This is a genomic window from Actinomadura rubrisoli (genome assembly GCF_004349215.1).
Lineage (GTDB): Bacteria > Actinomycetota > Actinomycetes > Streptosporangiales > Streptosporangiaceae > Spirillospora > Spirillospora rubrisoli.
Genome location: NZ_SMKU01000177.1, coordinates 1 through 19,127, shown reverse-complemented (window position 1 = coordinate 19,127; position 19,127 = coordinate 1). Strand labels below are relative to the sequence as shown.

At 74.6% G+C, this 19,127-nt stretch carries 15 protein-coding genes; 8 read left to right on the top strand and 7 right to left on the bottom strand.

Translation table 11 applies throughout. From position 1 onward, the window contains the following. A partial coding sequence (locus E1298_RS48435) for a fibronectin type III domain-containing protein (RefSeq protein WP_165975694.1) occupies positions 1–339 on the top strand: 339 nt, incomplete at its 5' end. A 19-nt stretch (positions 340–358) separates the two neighbouring features. Here E1298_RS48435 and E1298_RS27980 read toward each other — a convergent pair. Continuing rightward, entirely contained in the window at positions 359–1,294 is a 936-nt protein-coding gene (locus tag E1298_RS27980; RefSeq protein WP_131898425.1) for a threonine ammonia-lyase, read from the bottom strand. Beyond that, on the bottom strand, positions 1,291–1,452 hold the full coding sequence (locus E1298_RS48430; protein WP_165975693.1) for a hypothetical protein: 162 nt from the start codon (positions 1,450–1,452) through the stop codon (positions 1,291–1,293). Before E1298_RS48430 ends, E1298_RS27980 begins: the two co-directional genes overlap by 4 nt. Before the next feature lie 18 nt (positions 1,453–1,470). Between E1298_RS48430 and E1298_RS27975 the strand changes: the two genes are divergently transcribed. After that, positions 1,471–2,109, top strand: coding sequence for a hypothetical protein (locus E1298_RS27975; RefSeq protein ID WP_131898423.1), 639 nt, complete (start codon positions 1,471–1,473; stop codon positions 2,107–2,109). Between the two features lie 11 nt (positions 2,110–2,120). On the opposite strand, the gene E1298_RS27970 is transcribed toward E1298_RS27975, so the two are convergent. The 4 genes from E1298_RS27970 to E1298_RS27955 are packed head-to-tail and all read right to left on the bottom strand — an operon-like array spanning position 2,121 to position 8,569. Then, positions 2,121–4,298: a transglutaminase TgpA family protein gene (locus tag E1298_RS27970; RefSeq protein WP_131898421.1), complete on the bottom strand. Its 2,178-nt coding sequence runs from the start codon at positions 4,296–4,298 to the stop codon at positions 2,121–2,123. After that, complete coding sequence (locus E1298_RS27965; RefSeq protein WP_131898419.1) at positions 4,295–5,425, bottom strand: DUF58 domain-containing protein; 1,131 nt, start codon at positions 5,423–5,425, stop codon at positions 4,295–4,297. Before E1298_RS27965 ends, E1298_RS27970 begins: the two co-directional genes overlap by 4 nt. Before the next feature lies 1 nt (position 5,426). After that, entirely contained in the window at positions 5,427–6,410 is a 984-nt protein-coding gene (locus E1298_RS27960; protein ID WP_165975692.1) for an AAA family ATPase, read from the bottom strand. After that, positions 6,410–8,569, bottom strand: coding sequence for a hypothetical protein (locus E1298_RS27955; RefSeq protein WP_165975691.1), 2,160 nt, complete (start codon positions 8,567–8,569; stop codon positions 6,410–6,412). The genes E1298_RS27960 and E1298_RS27955 overlap by 1 nt, the downstream gene beginning before the upstream one ends. Before the next feature lie 382 nt (positions 8,570–8,951). Here E1298_RS27955 and E1298_RS27950 point away from each other — a divergent pair, with 382 nt between their 5' ends. The 6 genes from E1298_RS27950 (at position 8,952) to E1298_RS27925 (ending at position 18,006) form a co-directional block, all read left to right on the top strand. After that, on the top strand, positions 8,952–9,734 hold the full coding sequence (locus tag E1298_RS27950; RefSeq protein ID WP_424923151.1) for a M50 family metallopeptidase: 783 nt from the start codon (positions 8,952–8,954) through the stop codon (positions 9,732–9,734). A gap of 83 nt (positions 9,735–9,817) precedes the next feature. After that, positions 9,818–11,116 (top strand): SWIM zinc finger family protein, encoded by a 1,299-nt coding sequence (locus E1298_RS27945; protein ID WP_243725853.1) that lies wholly within the window; start codon positions 9,818–9,820, stop codon positions 11,114–11,116. Beyond that, positions 11,113–12,759, top strand: coding sequence for a DUF5691 domain-containing protein (locus E1298_RS27940; protein ID WP_131898411.1), 1,647 nt, complete (start codon positions 11,113–11,115; stop codon positions 12,757–12,759). Before E1298_RS27945 ends, E1298_RS27940 begins: the two co-directional genes overlap by 4 nt. A 275-nt stretch (positions 12,760–13,034) precedes the next feature. Next, the gene (locus tag E1298_RS27935; protein WP_243725852.1) at positions 13,035–14,102 is read left to right on the top strand and encodes an ATP-binding protein; all 1,068 of its coding nucleotides are present in this window, start codon (positions 13,035–13,037) and stop codon (positions 14,100–14,102) included. Between the two features lie 25 nt (positions 14,103–14,127). Then, positions 14,128–16,614, top strand: coding sequence for a DUF5682 family protein (locus E1298_RS27930; RefSeq protein ID WP_131898409.1), 2,487 nt, complete (start codon positions 14,128–14,130; stop codon positions 16,612–16,614). 222 nt (positions 16,615–16,836) lie between these two features. Continuing rightward, the gene (locus E1298_RS27925; RefSeq protein ID WP_131898407.1) at positions 16,837–18,006 is read left to right on the top strand and encodes a VWA domain-containing protein; all 1,170 of its coding nucleotides are present in this window, start codon (positions 16,837–16,839) and stop codon (positions 18,004–18,006) included. Positions 18,007–18,009: 3 nt separating this feature from the next. On the opposite strand, the gene E1298_RS27920 is transcribed toward E1298_RS27925, so the two are convergent. Further along, positions 18,010–18,342 carry a hypothetical protein gene (locus E1298_RS27920; RefSeq protein ID WP_131898405.1) on the bottom strand — a complete coding sequence of 111 codons (333 nt, stop codon included), beginning with the start codon at positions 18,340–18,342 and terminating at the stop codon, positions 18,010–18,012. Between the last annotated feature and the right edge of the window lie 785 nt (positions 18,343–19,127).

Genomic DNA, 19,127 nt, shown 5'->3' with positions numbered 1-19,127 from the left:
GGCCCCGGAGACTCCCAGGACCCCCTTCCCGCGACCCAGTTCGCGGCCACCCGCCCGCGCCGGCTGATCGTCCGTCCGGTGGGCCGGGGCGCCGCCCTCATCTGGACGCTGCCGGACGCGGCGCGCGGGCTGCCGCTGATCGTCCAGCGGCAGCCGGCGGGCTCCCAGGCGATCGTGTCGGTCCCGGCGGGCTCGCGCTCGGCGACGCTCCCGGGCCTGGGTCCGAGGACCGGCTACTGCTTCAAGGTGGGCGCCGTGCTGCGCCTCAACCAGGGCAAGGCGCCGGACGTGTCGTGGTCGGCGCCCGCCTGCCTCCGCAAGGGGCGCGCGAAGGGCTGAGCGCGGCCCTCGCGGGGCGTCAGCCGTCGCGCAGGGCGTCGGTGTAGGTCGGGATGGTGATGTTGCAGCCGGACACGACGACGACCGTCCGTCCAGTGAGGCCGACCTTCCCGGCAAGGACGGCGGCGACCCCGGCCGCGCCCGAGCCCTCGGCGACGAGGCCGTGCTCGCGGAGCAGCCAGCGCAGCGCGGCCCGGATTTCGGCCTCGGTGACGGTGGTCAGTTCGGCGGCGCCCCGGATGACGTCCGGCGTCACGCTGCCCGCCTCCAGGTTGCCCATCAGCGCTTCGGCGATCGAGTCACCCACCCGCACCCGGGTGATCCGCCCGGCCGACACGGCGGCGGACACCGCCCGCGACTCCGCCGACTCCACGCCGACGACGCGCACGCCGCCGCGCTCGCGCGCCCACAGGCACAGGCCCGCGACGAGCCCGCCGCCGCCGACCGGCGCGACCACGGTGAGCGGCCCCGGCGCCTGCTCGTCCAGCTCGCGGCCGATCGTGCCCTGCCCGGCGATCACGGCGGGGTCGTTGTAGGGCGAGACGTACCGGCCCGGCAGGCTCATCGCGTGCGCCTCGGCCTCGTCGTAGGACGCCCCGTACTGGACGAGCCGCACCGGGAACGTCCCGATCTTGTCGATCTTCGCCTGGGACGCGCGCTCGGGCACCACGACGGTCACGTCCGCGCCCGCCTTGGCCGCGGCGAAGCCCATGCCGAGCCCGTGGTTGCCCGCGCTCGCCGTGACGGCCGGCTCGCCGCCCGGCAGCGCGGCCACGGCGGCGAGCGCGCCCCGCACCTTGAACGAGCCCGTCGGCTGGAGCGTCTCCAGCTTCAGCAGCGCGCCGGGCACCAGCTCCGACGCGACGACCGGCGTGGGCGGCAGCTCGGCGGACACGGCCCGCCACGCGCGGTCCAGGTCGTCCGGCCCCGGCGGGCGGACGGATCGGACGGTCATGACGACTCACCCGGCGCCTCGTCCAGCCGCTCGTGCAGGCGCCGCCGGATCTCGTCGGGCGTGTACGAGCGGCGCCGCCGCTCCGCCCGCGCGATCACGGCGCCCGTCGCGGCGACCCCGACGAAACCGGCGATGCCCAGCGCCTTCCACCATCGCATGCGCCTAGGCTAGCGATCATGCCGGGCACGAGCATCTCCCTCGACGAGGCCGCCGCACTGACCCGCACCGGGGACGTGTGGCTCTTCCGCGGCAGGACGGTCGCCGACCGGGCGATCCAGATGACGACCAACAGCCCCGTCAACCATGTCGGAATGTCGGTGGTCATCGACGACCTGCCGCCGCTGCTGTGGCACGCCGAGCTGGGCCGCTCCCTGCCGGACCTGTGGTCGGGCGGCCACCACCGGGGCGCCCAGCTCCACGACCTGCGCGACGCCGTCCTGGCGTGGGGGAACCGGTACGGGCAGCGGGCGTGGCTGCGCCAGCTCGACCCGCCCGCGCCCCGTGCGATGGAGGACGCGGCGCTGCGCGCGGTGGCCCGGCTGGACGGCACCCCGTTCCCCTCGACGTCGCGGCTGGCGTCGCGCTGGCTGCGGGGCCGGGTCCCGGTCCGCCGCCCCGCCGAGCGCGACCCGGACCTGGAGACGGCGTTCTGCGCCGAGATCGTCGCGGTGACCTACCAGTCGATGGGGCTGCTGCCGAAGGGCCGCCGCCCGAACTGGTTCGACCCGGGCCGGTTCTGGAGCGGCGACGACCTCGGCTTGGAGCCGGGCGCGGCGCTCGGCGGCGAGATCGGCGTCCACCTCCCCGCCCGCTGAACGGGCCGCCTCTAGACGAGGCCCCTGGGTCCGGGGTGGAACGAGCGGGGGTGGAGGCGGTTGCGGAAGCGGCGGAGGCGGCCGGCCTTGGCGGTGACGAGCCGTCCCAGCTCGTCGGTGTGGCGCCACGCCTGGTCGGCGGCGTGCGGGTCGGGGCCGGACGGGGCGAAGCGGCTGCGGTTGACCAGGTCGGCCAGGGGGCCGAGGTGCCCGTGGGCGTCCTCCCCGACGCTGGACGCGCCGAAGCGCGCCACCTCGTGCGCCGTCAGCGTGCGGGCCGTGGAGAGCCCGACGTCGGACAGGTGGTCGAGGGCCTGGTGCCAGGCTCCCGCGATGCGCTCGGCGGGCGGGCCCGTCCGGCGGCGGCGCTTACGCAAGGCGGGGACGAGCAGGACGGCCAGCACGTACCCGGTGAGCAGGACGGCCGCCCCGATCGACGCGAACACCCACCAGGGCGGCGGGCCGTCCTCGGCGGCGGCGGGCTTCTGCGGGGCCTTCTGCGGTGTCTTGCCCGGCCCGGAGCCGTTCTGCTGGGACGCGGCGTTCTTCTGTGCCTGCTCCAGCTTCTGCTGCGTCTCCCCCGCCGCGACGGTGTCGTTCTGCTTGGAGCGGCGCGCGTTCTCCGGGAGCGGGTTGAAGCGCACCCAGCCGAGCCGCTCGAACTTGACCTCCGGCCACACCATCACGTCGCCGGAGCGGACCTGGACGGCGCCGCCCGCGCGGTTCCCGCCGTCGAATCCCACCACGATCCGGGACGGCAGCCCGATCGAGCGGGCGAGCAGGGCGTAGGCGGTGGCGAAGTGCTCGGGGGTGCCGCGCCTGCCCTCGCCGAGGAAGTAGTCGAGCTGCCGGTAACCGTGGCCGGGCGGCGCGGTCACGTCGTAGCGGGCGTGGCGCTTGAGGTGCTCGGCGAGCATCGCGGCCTGCTGGATGGGCGACACGGCGTTCTGCGTCGCGGCCTGCGCGAACCGCCGGAACTCGGCGATCTGGACGGGCGGACGCGTCGCGCCCGGCCCCCACGGCAGCTCCCGCGCGGCCCGCGCCTCGGCGTCCCGCGCGACGCTCGCGCCGGCCAGGTCGTCGGCCGACCACTCCGGCACCCGCGACTCGACCGTGTACGCCTGGCCGGGGCGGAGGGGCCGCGCGGCCGCCAGCGCGCCGCTGCCCGGGTCGACGACCACGGCCATCCCGTCGACCCGCCGGGGCCGGTCGGCGGCGGGCACCCACACCCCGGGCAGGTCGCGGATCGTGATCCGCTGCCCCGTCCGGTGCTCGCGGCCCGGCCTCGGCCCGGCGGGCACCCTGCTGCCCGTCGGGACGAACCGCGCCGTGGACGACCACGTCACGCCGTCGAACCGGTCGAGGACGGCGAGCCGCGCGATCTCGTTGCGCGGCGACGCGACGGTGAACATGACCTGGTCGGGGCTGAGGAGCCAGCCGCCGACCCGGTCGAGCGGGCTCACCCCGTCCCGCTGCTGCGGCGGCGGCGCCTGCACCTGCTCGCGCGGATCGTACGGCTCGGCGCTCACCGGGACGACCGGGCCCGCGAGGAACGCCAGCGCGCCGAGGACGGCGGCGGCGGGCAGGCCGAGCGCGAGCGGACGCCACGCGGGCCGCGCGTCCGGGCCGTCCGACCGGATGAGGGCCAGCACGCCGATCAGCACGACGGTCGCGGCGGCGAGCGGAAGGTTGGAGCCGGGGCCGTCCACGCCCAGCAGGAGCGCGACCGCCCACACCCCCAGCACCGGGACGCACGGGACGGCGCGCAGCGACGTGCGCAGGGCCAGCTCGGCGGACGCGAACGCCGCCAGCCACACCAGCACGTGCGCCAGCACCAGGAACTCGGGCTTGGCCGGGGCGGGCAGGAGCGTGGTGAGGATCGACTTCCACCCGCTGAGGACGCCCTCGCGGAGCGTCTGCGGGAGCGTCCCCGCGCTCAGGGCCGGACGCAGGACGGTGACCGACACCGTCCCCGCCCACGCGACCGCCGTCAGGACGACGGCGATCCAGAGCGGCCACGGGCCCTTGTCCTTGCGCGGGCCCGAGAGCAGCGCGGACAGCAGCGTCGGGACGACCGCGGCCACGATCGCGACCGGCACCACCGGGCCGAGGCCGAAGACCCGCTGGAACGCAAGGCCCGCGACGGCGGCCAGGCAGGCCGTCACCGCGAGGGACGCGTAGCGCGTCACCGGGCGGTCCCGAGCCGCCGCCACGCCTCCGCCAGCCCGTCCAGGTCACCGAAGTCGATCAGGTGGACGCCGGGCGGCGCGGACGCGGGCTCGCCCGGCCGCACCCGCAGCACCACCACCCGGTCGAAGCGGCTCCGCACCGCCGCGACCCGGCTCAGTTCTCCGCCGCCCGGCGTGATGACGACCAGCGATCCGCCCGCGCGCACACGCCGCACCACGTCCAGCGTGGACTGCGGCCCCGGTCCGGGCATGACGGCGGTGAGCCTGTCGAGCAGCGCCTCCACGTCCTCGGGCCCGCCTCGCGTGTCGGCCACCGGCCCGGACCCGGTCAGGACCCGGACGGGGAAGCTCGCCGCCGACGCGGCCACCGCCACCGACGCCGCCGCGTCCACCGCCAGCTCGAAATCGTCGGGCTCGGGCCACGCCTGCGGCCGCGCCTCCAGCACGATCGTCGTGGTCGGCAGGCTCGCGTCCACGAGCTGCCGGACCATCAGCGTCCCCGTCCTCGCCGAGGACTTCCAGTGGATGTGGCGCAACTCGTCCCCGATCACGTACTCGCGCAGCGCGTGGAACGTCGCCGTCCCCGCCGGGGACCGGTCGCTGGTCGGACCGTCCAGATGGTGGGCGCGCCCCGACGGCAGCAGCGACAGCGGCACCGTCCTCGGCCGGACGAGCAGGACCTGCGGCGCGCCGTACTCGCGCACCCGCCGCGCCAGCCGCAGCGGATCGGCCCGCACCAGCCGCAGCGGCCCCACCGGGATCCGACCGCGCCGCCCGGTCGGCAGCCGGTACGTCACCGTCCGCCCGCCGCCGGGCCGCAGCCGCGGCACCTCCACCGCGACCTGCGTCGATCCCGCCGCGTCCAGCGCCGTCAGCCCCCGGACCCCGCGCCCCGCGTTCCTCACGTGCAGCACGCCCACGGCGGGCTCCCCGCGCCCGACCTTCGCCGGCGCGATCTCCCTGCGGACCTCCAGCCTCGGCCGGGGCAGCGTCCACAGCGCCGCGCCCGCCACCGCCGCCAGCCCCGCCACCGCGAGCATCGCCGGCTCCGGGTACCCGAGCCACCAGCCCGCCGCGTACAGCGCCGCCGACACGGCCGCCGTCCCCCATCCGAGCGGCGTCAGCACATCACACCCCGGCGGCCTGCGGGGTCGGCACGTTCGCGAGCACCTCGCCCACCACGTCCGCGCCGCCGCGCCCCCGCAGCTCCGCCTCCGGCGTCACGATCAGCCGGTGCGCGATGACCGCCACCGCGAGCGCCTTCACGTCCTCGGGCACGATGTAGGACCGCCCGGCCGCCGCCGCCCGCACCCGCGCCGCCCGCAGCAGCGCCAGGCTCGCCCGCGGGCTCGCGCCGAGCCGCAGGTCGGGGTGCTCCCGCGTCGCCGCGACGACCCTGACCACGTAGTCGTACAGCGGCGCCGCGACGTGCAGCCGCTGCGCGAACTCGATCATCCGCGCGACGTCCTCGCGGCCCATCACCGGCGGCATCTGGTCGAGCACCGCCCCGGTCGGCGCCCCCGCCAGCACCGCCACCTCGGCCTGGTGGTCGGGGTACCCCATCGAGATCCGCATCAGGAACCGGTCGAGCTGCGCTTCCGGCAGCGGGTACGTCCCGTCCATGTCCACCGGGTTCTGCGTCGCGATCACCAGGAACGGGCGCGGCACCGGATGCGGCGTCCCCTCGACGGTCACCCGCCGCTCCTCCATGACCTCCAGCAGCGCCGACTGCGTCTTCGGCGACCCCCGGTTGATCTCGTCCGCCACCACCAGGTTCGCGAAGATCGGACCGGGGTGGAACTCGAACGCGCCCGTCCCCTGGTTGAAGATCGACACCCCGGTGATGTCGCTGGGCAGCAGGTCGGGCGTGAACTGGATCCGCGTCCACTTCGCCTCCACCGACGCCGACATCGCCCGCGCGAGGGTCGTCTTCCCCACTCCCGGGACGTCCTCGACCAGCAGATGCCCCTCCGACAGCAGGCAGACCAGCGCCAGCTCGACCTTGTCGCGCTTCCCCCGCACGACCCGCTCGATGTTGTTCGCCAGCGCCGCGAACATCTGCGCGAACCGCCCCACCAGCGCCTCCGCGTCCACCCCCGTGCCCTCGCTCATCAATTGCACCCCCACAGCGGCGGCGAGAAGTTGTCGGTACCCGAGCCCGAGGTCGTGACGAACAGGTCGCTGATCCACCCGGTCACACCGTTGTACGTGATCTTGTCCCAGACCACGCTCGACCGGTTCGCGCTGTTCCAGGTGTCGATGTAGCGCGTGCCACTCTGCTGGCAGTGCACCATCACTCCGCCGTGATAGCCCTTCGGGATCGTGCCGACAGAGCCCGCGCCCTGATCGGGTGACGAGCGGATCTTGGTGCTGGTGTCGTCGTCCCAGTGCATGTTGAAGCTTCTCGCGCCGGTCTCGGGGTTGAGGGTGACCGACTTGGGCGCGGACGTGGTCTCGCCCGCGCCGTTGGCGGCCGTGACGGTGTAGGTGTAGGACCGGTTCGCGTCGTTCGTCAGGCCGCCCACGTCCGTGGACGTGCCGCTCAGCCGTCCGGCGGGCGCGTTCGGGCCGGTGACCTTGTAGGTGATCTGGTAGCCGGGCGCCTGCGTCCACGAGAGGGACGCGGTGTGGTTCTCCGGCCTCGCGGTCAGGACGGGCGTCGCCATCGGCGCCTGGCAGGCGGTCGCGCTGACCGCGCCCGACGGGCTCAAGGCGGGCCTGCGGTCCTTGTCGCGGTACTCCGCCGCCACCTTGTAGGCGTGCGTCGTGGCGTCGCAGGCCAGACCGTCCACGGTGAACGTGCCGCCCGGCGAGCTCGCGGGGAACTGGGACGGGCTGGCGCCCTTCACCGGCCGGTCGTTCTGGTCCAGGAGCACGAAGCGCGTGACCGGGTACACGCCCTGCGGCTGGCTCGCGGGGGTGAAGCGGACCGTCACCTTGCCGTCGCCACCGCTGGCGGCCGGGATCGGCGGATCGGGGGCGGTCGGGTCCTTCTTCACCGGCGGCTTGGCGGGCGTCCCGGACGGCGGGGTTCCGGTGTTGCCGCCGGGGGCTCGGCCGCCGCCGTTGTTGCGGTTGCCGTTGCCGTTGCCCGGGTTGGGGGCCGGGATGGGATGGCGGGCGCTGCCGGGGATCTTGTCCTCGTACTTCTTGATGCGCTTGACCGCGCCGTTCGGGTCGAAGGCGAGGGCGGTCGCGCCGTTGGGGTCGTTGACCCAGAGCATGTGGTCGCGGACGAGGATCTCCATCGTCCCGCCGGGGCGGGTCGCGGTGATCGGCTGCTCCCAGCCGTTGCGGTCGGTGTTGAAGACCAGCAGGCGGCCGGACGTGCGGTCCGGGAGGTAGACGCGGGAGCCGAGGACGTGCGGGGGCTCGAACTGGTGGCGCGGCATGCGCAGGGCGACCGAGTCGACCCGTCCGACAGCGGTGTTCAGCAGGTAGAGCGCGCCGCCGGCGCCGAGCATCGGGACGATCTGCCCGTCGGCGACCTCGGGGACCTTCACCCCGTCGGCCGCCTGGGCGACGGGGGCCGGCAGGTTGATCTTCTGCGTGCCCCCGGGGCGGACGATCAGCGCGGCCGCCGACGTGCTGTTGGTGACGACGGGCGTCCCGGCGGCGATGGTGAGGGAGAGGCGGTCGCCGGCGCGTCCGGCGGCGACGGGCTGTCCCTGGCGGCCGTTCTGGAACGGGACGACCTTGCCGTCCTGCGGGGTGGGGACCCAGAGCGTGCCCTTGGCGTCGATGCCGGCCTTGGCGAGCGGCGCGGTGAGCGCGGCGCCCTGGCCGATCGGGGTGAGCTTCAGCGGGTCGATCTGCTGGACGGCGCCCTTGGCCAGGTCGACCGTGTACGCGGTGCCGGCTCCGGCCACCACCTGCAGCGCGGAGCCGCCGAGCGCGCGGCTCTGGGTGATCTTGAGCTGGGACGGGTCGATGCGGCTGACGACGCCGGTGTCCTCGTCGATCAGCAGGACGGTCGTGCCGTCCTGGACGATCTTGATGTGGTGGCCGCGCATCTGCGGGATCACGGCGGCCTTGCCGTCCACCTTGCCCGCGAGGCCGTTGGCGTGCACGACCAGGCCCTTGGCGCCCGCGCTCAGCCACGCGCCGACGTCGGCGAGCTTGTACCGCGCGCTCGCCGTGCCCACCCCGTACACGATCGCGCTGACGCAGAGCACGCCGACCAGGCCGATCGCGATCTGCCCCGTGATCCGATCACGCCGAAACAGCCCACGCGCGCCCATGGCCCGCGCGGGGGATAGATCCCCGCTCAATCCCCGCCACCCTCTCGTCGCGCCGTGGCCACCCGCTCCGGAATTCGCGGTGGCGCCGTCCCGACCGGCGCTCGTCCTCGCCCGGCCGCTGGTGAACCGCCGGGCGAAGTCCCCTGCGCCGCAGGGAGCTGCTACCTCGGCGCGAAGGGCACATTAACGGTTCTAGGGCTCACACCATAATGGGATGAATCACACTCCACCTGGTAAATCGTTATTCTGGACGGGGTTACGGGACAGTAGCTGTGATGCGGATCACATTCGCCGCAGGCGGTATTCGTCCGACGCGAGGGCCCGGGTAAGTGATCATTCCGCGGCGGTTCAGGACATGACACATCCGGACCGTCCTGAACCGAACGCGAACGTTATCCCTGACGTCCTAGTGTTGGGCATCGCGAACGACGACTCCGAGGTGGACGTGGACAGGGTGAGCATCGCCGGGCTGTGGGACCGAGTGACGGGCACGCAGGCCGATCCACCGTGGTGGCTGGTCGTCCTCGTCGCGCTCGTCGCGCTGGGCGCGGTGCTCCACGGCCCCACCTGGCGCATCGCGCGCAACACGGTGACGATCGCGCACGAGGGCGGGCACGCCCTCATCGCCCTGGTCACCGGGCGCAAGCTCGACGGCATCAAGCTGCACTCCGACACCTCCGGCGTCACCGTCTCGCGCGGCAAGCCGCACGGGCCCGGCATGGTCTTCACCGCGCTGGCCGGGTACGTCACCCCCCCGGTGCTGGGCCTGGTGTTCGCCATGCTGCTGGCGGGCGGCCGCATCACGCTCATGCTGTGGTTCTCGCTCGCTCTGCTCGCGGCGATGCTCGTCATGATCCGCAACGCCTACGGCGCGCTCTCGGTGATCGCCACGGGCGCGGTCGTCTTCGGGGTGTCCTGGCTGGGCAGCGACGAGGTCCAGGCCGGGTTCGCCTACCTCGCCGCCTGGTTCCTGCTGCTCGCCGCGACCCGTCCGGTGATCGAGCTCCAGCGCATGCGCGCCCGCCACATGGCGCCGAGCTCCGACGCCGACCAGCTCGCGCACATCACCGGCGTGCCAGGGCTCGCCTGGGTCGGCCTGTTCGGCGCGGTCGCCCTGGGCGCCCTCATCGCCGGCGGCGCCCTCCTCGTCCCGGACGCCACGTCCTTCCCGAGCCTCCCCACCCCGGGCTTCTGACAAATCACCTCATTGCTGACTCCTCGAATTGACCGGCGGTCGGGTGGCGGCGAATGTCGTACCCCGCCGATAGTTTCGGCACTGTGAGCGAGCGATGGGATCGGGGGCAGGTCCTCGGCCTCGCACCGGACGAGGCGGCGGCCAAGGCGGCGGGCGGGGTGGCCCGTCCCGCCAAGTGGGCCGGCACCGGCTGCGACGACGAGGCCGTCTGGGGCGAGTGCCAGGGCAGCGGCAAGAGCGTGTACCGCACGTGCGTCGACCTGGCCACGCCCGCGTTCCGCTGCACCTGCCCGAGCCGGAAGACCCCGTGCAAGCACGCGCTCGGGCTGCTCCTGCTGTGGAGCGAGGAGACGGTCGAGACGGGCCCCCGTCCCGGCTGGGCCGCCGAGTGGGTGGAGGACCGGCGCGACCGGGCCGACCGGGCGCGGGAACGGCGGTCCGCGTCGGCCGCCAAGGCCAGGGACCCCAAGACCGTCGAACGGCGTGAGCGGCGCGTCGACGACGGGCTCGCCGAACTCGACCAGTGGCTCCGCGACCAGGTCGCGCATGGGCTCGCGCAGGCCGAGAAGGCGCCCTACCGGCTGTGGGACGACGCGGCCCGGCGGCTGGTCGACGCGCAGGCGCCCGCCGTCGCCGGGCAGGTCAGGGGCCTGGCTGCGGTCCCCCGGCAGCCCGGCTGGCCCGACCGGCTCCTGGAGGAGTACGCGATGCTGCGGCTGCTCGTCCGGGCGTACCAGCGGCGCGGTGAGCTCCCCCAGGGCCTGCGCGACACCGTCCGCGCGCGCGTCGGATTCACGGTTCCGCAAGACGACGTTCTGGGTGAGGGCGAGCGCGTCCGTGACCGATGGTCGGTGACCGGTTCGCGTGACACCGCCCTAGAGCAGCTCACCACGCGGCGGGTGTGGCTCCGGGGCCGCCGGACGGGCCGTCCCGCGCTGGTGCTGTCGTTCGCCGCGCCCGGCGCCGTCCTGGACGCGTCCCTTGTCGTGGGCACGGAGATCGACGCGGAGCTGGCGTTCTACCCCGGCTCCCAGCCCTTGCGCGCCCTCGTCGCCGAACGGTACGGACCGGCCGAGACGGGCACACCGGAGGGCACGACCGTTCAAGGCTTCCTCGACGAGCACGCCACGGCCCTCGCCCGGGACCCTTGGCTGGAGCGCTGGCCCGCGACACTGGCCGGGGTACGGCTCGCCCGTACCGAAGGGGGCGAACTGCACGTGGTAGACGACGCCGGCGACTCGCTACCGCTCCGCATGACCGATCCATGGCACCTCCTGGCCATCTCCGGGGGCGGCCCGGTCACGTTCGCCGGGGAATGGACGCCGCACGGCGTCCGTCCCCTGGCGGCCTGGCAAGAGGACGAGGGAGTCGTGATCCTGTGAGCGCCTGGAACGACCACGTCACCGCCGCCCTCCTCGGAACCGAACGCCGCGACCCGCCCGTCCTGTCCGAGGCCCCGAGCGAGGCGCCCGGCGAGCCCGTCGACAAGGCGGGCCGCCTTCTCGACCAGGCCGCCCTGCTGACCGTCCGCCGCCGCGCGGGCCGTCTTCCCACCCGCGCCCGCACCGCCGAGCCGCGCGAAGGCACGGCCGACGCGGCCGGGCCGGACGTCATCGCACCGGCCCCGGCGGAAAGGGCGCCGGTGGTACCGGCCGCGGCGGCGGCGCGGCTCGGGCGCATCCTGGCCGGGGAGCAGATACGGGTACTGCCCGAATGGCTCGACGCGGCGGCCGCGCGCGGGTGGCGGGTGCCCGCGCGGCTGCTGCCCGAACTCCTGGAGCGAGGGCGCAGCGACCGGATACTGCGACCGTCGATCGCGCGGGCCGCCGGACGGCGCGGCGTGTGGCTGGCCTTGCAGAACACCGACTGGGCGTACCTCGTCGGGTCCGGCGACGATCCGGGCGGGGGCTCCGACGTGTGGGAGACCGGTACGCGCAACCAACGCGTCGCGTACCTGACCCGGCTTCGCGGCAGCGACCCCGCGGCGGCCCGGAGGCTGCTCCACGAGACCTGGGCCAAGGAGCCCGCGCCCGACCGGGCGGCGTTCCTCGCCACGTTCGAGCATGGCCTGTCCCTCGATGACGAGGAGTTCCTGGAGGACGCGCTGGAGGATCGCGGCAAGGACGTCCGGCAACTCGCGTCCGACCTGCTGTCCCGCATGCCCGACTCGGCGTACGGGGCGCGCATGGCCACGCGCGCGCGGGCCTGCCTGAGGTCACGGGTCCGCACGGTACGAGAGCGGGAGCAGACCTGGATCCTGGTCGAGCCGCCCCGCGAACACGATGAGGAACTGGCGCGCGACGGCGTCCCGTTCCACCCGAGCGGGTCGTTCGTCCCGGGAGGCGGTGGCGGCCCCGTGGGCACCAGGGCGGCGTGGCTTCGGGAGATCCTCGCCCGCACGCCCCTCGCCACCTGGACGGACCTGTTCGGCCTGCCGCCCATGGAGATCGTGTGCCTGCCTCTGGGAGCCTTCATCGGAGGCCCTGGCGGACCGTCCCCTCAGAGGTCCGTCGGCGAATCGTCCCCGAGTGACTTGGACATTGCAGGGTCCGATGGGCGAGCCGCCAGAGACGTCCACATTGGGTGGGCACGGGCCGCGCTCAGGCAGCGCAACACCGAGTGGGCGCGCGCGCTGCTCAAGGGCGGCGTCGTGGTGGACGAGCCGGAGGCGCTCGCCGACCTGCTGGCCATCCTGCCCAGCGGCGAACGCGATCCCGCGGCGGCCGACCTGATCCGCTGGGTGGAGGGGCACCCCGACCTGCTGCGCGTCCTGGAACGCGTGCCCGGCCCGTGGACGGGCGACCTCGCCGCGGCGGTGGTCGCGACGCTGACCGCCGCCGCCGAACGGCCCTCCCGCCGCGACGAGCACGCCCTGACCCAGCTGTGCCGGCTCGCCGACCAGCGGCTCGATCCCGCCGCCGCGTCCCGCCTCGACGACCTCGGCCCGGCCGCACCGCGGGCCGTCACCGAGCTGACCGCCACACTGCGCTTCCGCGACGACATGGTGAAGGAGCTCGAACCGTGACCAAAAAGCAGGCGCCGGACGATCCGGAGGCCCGTCCCGAAGGGGAGGACGAGCCGCCATCGGATGGTCGTCCCGGAGGGGAGGACGAACAGTTGCCGGGGGAACTCGGGGGGCGTCCGTCCACGGGAAATGGCGAGTCGCGTTCGGGAGGTCGCCCCCTCAAGGGGAAGGACGAATCGTTGCCGGGAGGTCTGGTGGGTCGGGAGGGGCGTTCGCCTAACGGAACGGATGCGCAACTGCCTGGAGGGCGTCCGGCCGGCGGGGCCGAAGGGGTTTTGCGGCCGCACGCCGAGCAGGAGTACGCCGAGGAGCTGGCCCGGTTGCACGAGCATGACGACCGGCCGCGTCCACCGGGGTGGCGGCTGTCGCCGTGGGCCGTCACCACGTACCTGCTGGGCGGCGACCTGCCGGACGGGACGGCGATCAGCCCCAAGTACGTGGGCCAGCGCCGGCTGATGGAGGTCGCGGTCGCGACGCTCGCGACCGACCGGGCCCTGCTGCTGCTCGGTGTGCCCGGGACGGCCAAGACGTGGGTGTCGGAGCATCTCGCCGCCGCCATCAGCGGCGACTCCACCCTGCTCGTGCAGGGGACGGCGGGCACGTCGGAGGAGGCGATCCGCTACGGGTGGAACTACGCGCGGCTGCTCGCCGAGGGGCCGTCCGAGAAGGCGATGGTGGAGAGCCCCCTGATGCGGGCGATGCGGCTCGGGTCCGTGGCGCGGATCGAGGAGCTCACCCGGATGCCCGGCGACGTCCAGGACTCGCTGATCACCGTCCTGTCGGAGAAGACGCTGCCCGTCCCCGAGCTGGGCACCGAGGTGCAGGCGCGCAGGGGCTTCACGGTCATCGCCACCGCCAACGACCGCGACCGGGGCGTGAACGAGCTGTCCAGCGCGCTGCGCCGCCGCTTCAACACCGTCGTGCTGCCGCTGCCGGACAGCGCCGAGGACGAGGTCGACATCGTCGCCCGCCGCGTCGGCCAGCTCGGCGCGGCGCTGGAGCTGCCGGAGTCCCCGGCGGGCCTGGAGGAGATCCGCCGGGTCGTCACCGTGTTCCGCGAGCTGCGCTCCGGGCTGACCGGCGACGGCCGCACCAAGCTCAAATCGCCCAGCGGGACGCTCAGCACCGCCGAGGCCATCTCGGTGATCACCAGCGGGCTGGCGCTGGCGGCGCACTTCGGCGACGGGGTGCTGCGCGCCGCCGACGTGGCGGGCGGGATGGTCGGCGCCGTCGTGCAGGACCCGGTGTCCGACCGCGTGGTCTGGCAGGAATACCTGGAGACGGTCGTCCGCGAGCGTCCCGAGTGGCGCGACTTCTACCGCGCGTGCCGGGAGGTCTCCTGATGGGGGACATCCCCGGAGGACGCCGATGAGCGATGTCGAGGTCTACGGCATCCGGCACCACGGGCCGGGCTCGGCGCGCGCGCTGCGCGCGGCCTTGGAGGACTTCAAGCCCGACGCGGTGCTGATCGAGGGCCCGCCGGAGGCCGACCCGCTCGTCGAGCTGGCCGGCGACCCCGAGATGGTCCCGCCGGTCGCGCTGCTGGCCTACTCCCCCGGCCGTGCCGCGACGGGAGGCGACGACCGCCAGGCCGCGTTCTGGCCGTTCGCCGAGTTCAGCCCCGAATGGCAGGCGATCCGATACGCGCTCGGCGCCGGCATCACAGTCCGGTTCTGCGACCTGCCCGCCGCGCACCAACTCGTCCCGCCCGATGGCGAGGACGCCCCGGACGCGAAGACCCCGGACGCGCAGCGACCCGGCGCGGAAGAGCCCGGCGCAGAGGGGCCAGGCGCGCAGGGACCCGGCACGGAGAGGCCCGGCACGCAGGGACCCGGCACGGAAGGGCCCGGCACGAAGAGGCCCGGCACGCAGGGACCCGGCACAGAGAGGCCCGGCACGGAGAGGCCCGGCGCGAAGGAGCCCGGCACAGAGAGGCCCGGCACGCAGGGGCCCGGCACGCAGGAGCCCGGCACAGAGGGGCCCGGCGCGAAGGAGCCCGGCGGGGAGGAGGGCATCCGCAGCGACCCGCTGGGCTGGCTGGCGAAGGCCGCCGGGTACGACGACGCTGAGCGGTGGTGGGACGACGTGGTCGAGCACCGCAGCGAAGGCCCCTCGCCGTTCTCGGCAATCGCCGAGGCCATGGCGGAACTCCGCGAGCAGCTCGGCCCGGAGGAGGGCGACGCGCGCGAGGAGCAGCGCGAGGCGCACATGCGCCGGACGCTGCGCCGCGCCCTCAAGGACGGCTACGAGCGGGTCGCCGTGGTCTGCGGCGCCTGGCATGTCCCGGCCCTGCTGGCCAAGGTCCCCGCGTCCCGCGACGACCAGGTCCTGCGCGGGCTGCCCAAGGCCAAGATCGCCATGACGTGGGTGCCGTGGACGCACGGGCGCCTCGCGGGACGGTCGGGATACGGCGCGGGCGTCCGCTCCCCCGGCTGGTACCACCACCTGTTCACCGCGCGCGACCGTCCCATCGAGCGCTGGCTGACCGCCGCCGCCCGGGTGCTGCGCGAGGAGGACCTGCACGTCTCCTCCGCGCACGTCATCGAGGCCGTGCGGCTCGCCGAGACCCTCGCCGCGATCCGCGGCCGTCCGCTGGCCGGGCTGGACGAGGTCACCGAGGCGACCCGCGCCGTCCTGTGCGAGGGCGCCGACCTGCCGGTCGAGCTGATCCAGCGGCGCCTCGTCGTCGGCGAGCGGCTCGGCGCAGTCCCCGAGCGCACCCCGATGGTCCCGCTCCAGCGCGACCTTCAGGCCGAGCAGAGGCGGCTGCGGCTCAAGCCGTCCGCGCTCGACAAGGAGCAGGACCTCGACCTGCGCAAGCCCACCGACCTGGAGCGCAGCCGCCTGCTGCACCGGCTCCGCCTCCTGGACGTCGACTGGGGCGCGCCCGCCGAGGGCGGCCGCTCCAAGGGGACGTTCCGCGAGACGTGGACGCTGGCCTGGCGCCCCGAGTTCGACGTCGAACTGATCGAGGCGAGCGCCTGGGGCACGACCGTCCGCGGCGCCGCGACCGCCCGCGCCAAGGCGCTGGCCGCCCACGCCGCCGCGCTCGCCGACCTCACCTCCGTCGCCGAGCGCTGCCTCCTCTCCGATCTCGGCGAAGCGCTCCCCACCGTGATGCACGCCCTCGCCGACCGCGCCGCGGTCGACACCGACGTCGCGCACCTGATGGCCGCGATGCCCGCCCTCGTCCGGGCACTGCGGTACGGGGACGTGCGCGGCACCTCCACCGGCCCCCTCCGCACCGTCGTCGACGGCCTCGTCGTCCGCATCTGCGTGGGCCTCCCCCCGGCCGTGTCGGGCCTGGACGACGACGCCGCCCGCGACTACCTCGGCCACATCGACGACGTCCACGGCGCGCTGTCCCTCCTCGGCCACGAAGGCCACATCGAGCGCTGGCGCCGGACGCTGGAGAACCTGATCGCCCGCCCGGACAACCTCCACGGCCTCCTGGAGGGCCGCCTCACCCGCCTCCTCCTGGACGCGGGCCGCCTCCACGACGTCCCCGCCCGGATGGCCCGCGCCGTCTCCATCGGCGCCCCGCCCGACCGCGCGGCCGCCTGGGTGGAGGGCTTCCTGTCCGGCGGCGGCCTCGTCCTGACCCACGACGAGGCCCTGCTCCGCCTGGTCGACGACTGGATCTCCGACCTCCCCGGCGACTCGTTCACCGACGTCCTCCCCCTGCTGCGCCGCACCTTCGGCGCCTACGCCGCCGCGGAACGCCGCTCCATCGGCGAGCAGGTCCGCCGCCTGGACAACGCGTCCACCCCTCGTCCCACCACCGACACTCTGGACGCCGCCCGCGCGGCCCCAGCCGCCGAAACGGCCCTGACCATCCTCGGCTGGACCCCATGACTCCGCCCCCGCACGGCACCATGACCGCGCCGTCCACACATCAGCCCGACCGCCCCGCGCTGCTCAAACGGCCGTCCGGTCGGCCCGCGCGCGAGCGCCGCGCCATGGGGTCTGCGTGGCCGGGGCGCTGTCGGAGTCGGCAGGTTCGGGGCGCGGTGTGTCGGCTTGGAGCGGGCACATGTCGGCGCGCGAGACGGAGGGACGTTTGTGAACGGTGATCCGATGCGGGAAGACGGCGGCGATCGGTTGCGGCGGTGGCGGCTGGTGCTGGGCGGGGAGAAGGCCGACGGCACGGGAGTGACGCTCGCCGGGGACGACGTCCGCATGGACGGGGCGCTGGAGAAGCTGTACGGGTCCGATGACCGGGGCGAGGGCCGGTCGCGGCCGGGGCGGCGGAGTGCCGGGCTCAGCGACTCGGCGCCGTCGGTGGCGCGGTGGCTCGGCGACATCCGCGCGTACTTCCCGTCCACCGTCGTCCAGGTCATGCAGCGGGACGCGATCGAGCGGCTCGACCTGACGCGGCTGCTGATGGAGCCGGAGATGCTGGAGGCCGTCGAGCCGGACGTCCACCTGGTCGGGACGCTGCTGTCGCTCAACCGGGTGATGCCCGACCGGGCCCGGGAGTCGGCGCGGGACGTCGTCCGCAAGGTCGTCCGCGACCTGGAGCGGCGGCTCGCGCAGCGGACCCGCTCGGCGGTCGGCGGCGCGCTCGACCGGTCGGCCCGCGTCCTGCGGCCGAAGCGGCTCGCAGACGTCGACTGGGAGCGGACGATCCGCGCGAACCTGCGCCACTACCTGCCCGAGCACCGCACGCTCGTCCCGGAACGGCTGATCGGGTACGGGCGGCGGCAACAGGCCGTCAAGCGGGACGTGGTGCTGTGCGTCGACCAGAGCGGCTCGATGGCGGCGTCGGTGGTGTACGCGAGCGTGTTCGCCGCGGTGCTGGCCTCGATGCGGTCGCTGCGGACGTCGCTGGTGGTGTTCGACACCTCCGTGGTCGACCTCACCGACCAGCTGCACGACCCGGTGGAGGTCCTCTTCGGGACGCAGCTGGGCGGGGGCACCGACATCAACCGCGCCGTCGCCTACGCGCAGGGCCTCGTCACCCGTCCGAACGACACGATCTTCGTGCTGATCAGCGACCTGTACGAGGGCGGCGTCCGCGACGAGATGCTCCGGCGGGTGGCGGCGCTCACGGCAGCGGGCGTCCAGGTGGTGGCGCTGCTCGCGCTGTCGGACGAGGGCGCGCCCGCCTACGACCACGACAACGCGGCAGCGCTGTCCGCGCTGGGGGTGCCCGCGTTCGCCTGCACCCCGGACGCCTTCCCCGACCTCATGGCGGCGGCCATCGAGCGCCGCGACCTCAAGGAATGGTCCGAACGCAGAAGCTGAGCGTCAGCGCGGCCGAGGAGACGCCCACAGACCACGCGCCAAGAGGACCACGACCAGCGCCGTCACGACGGCATGCCCGACCAGCGCGGACGACTGGATCTCAACCAGCGCACCCCACGCCCCCCACATCGCGATGCGAACGACACGCGCGGCCATCACCGTCCACGCCGCCGCACGACTACCGCGCCAGGCCAACACCGCCGCCACCAGCGTGACCACGGCCACCAGCGTGAAGGACGCGGCGACTACGGGCAGCAGGTTCCCGCGGTGCCCCTCCGTGAGCGACGGCCTGGCGATGAGAATGGCGAGGGCGCCGACATCCAGCGCAGCCAGCACCGCAGCAAGGATGAGCCCGGTCACCACAGCGGGCCCGCGCCGCAGCGCGCGATAAGGCTGCCGGGCCGCGCCCTCCTCACCAGACGGCCAAGGCGCCGCCCCCGAATCGCCGGGCATGCCCGGAAAAGGGCCGGGCGCCGTCCCAGGGGCAGGGGCGAATGGCCCGCTTTGACCGGCAGGCCCGCGAACAGTCGCGGAATCCGCGCCCCGGGTGACCTCCGCAGCCGGATTCCAAGCAGGACCGGCGCCGGCAAAGTCAGCGCCAACGCCTCCCGCACCAACCGACCCCGCACCGCCATACCCAGGCACAGCAGCACCCACGTCGGCGTACCCCGGCCCCGCGCCGCCATACCCAGGTGCGCCAGGACTCGCGTCGGCGTATCCGGCGCCCGCGCCTCCCAGACCGGCAGACCCCGCGCCCCCAGGTCCGGCAGCACCGTAACCGGGTGGGGAAGGACTCGCGCTGGCGTAACCCGCGCCCGCGCCTTCAGAGCCAGCAGCCCCGGCGCCCGCCGACCCGGCACCACCGGAACCAGGTGCGGCATCGGCGTAACCCGCGCCCGCGCCCCCCGAACCAGCAGGCCCCGCGCCGCCATGGCCAGGCGCGGAGTTGGCGTACCACCCGTCTGCGCCTGCCAGGTTGGCCGACCCCGCGCTGCCATAACCAGGGGCCGCAGGATTCGCGTCGGCGTACCCCGGGCCTGCGCCTCCCGGGCCAGTGGATTCCGCGCCCTCGCGTCCGGTGCCGCCGTAGGCGGGGGTGGTGGGTGTGGCGTCGGTGTAGC

Bases quoted from the DNA above. Each gene is read 5' to 3' on its own strand.
- E1298_RS27980 (WP_131898425.1), bottom strand. From the start codon at position 1,294: ATGACCGTCCGATCCGTCCGCCCGCCGGGGCCGGACGACCTGGACCGC.
- E1298_RS27960 (WP_165975692.1), bottom strand. From the start codon at position 6,410: ATGAGCGAGGGCACGGGGGTGGACGCGGAGGCGCTGGTGGGGCGGTTC.
- E1298_RS27975 (WP_131898423.1), top strand. From the start codon at position 1,471: ATGCCGGGCACGAGCATCTCCCTCGACGAGGCCGCCGCACTGACCCGC.
- E1298_RS48430 (WP_165975693.1), bottom strand. From the start codon at position 1,452: ATGCGATGGTGGAAGGCGCTGGGCATCGCCGGTTTCGTCGGGGTCGCC.
- E1298_RS27930 (WP_131898409.1), top strand. From the start codon at position 14,128: ATGAGCGATGTCGAGGTCTACGGCATCCGGCACCACGGGCCGGGCTCG.
- E1298_RS27925 (WP_131898407.1), top strand. From the start codon at position 16,837: ATGCGGGAAGACGGCGGCGATCGGTTGCGGCGGTGGCGGCTGGTGCTG.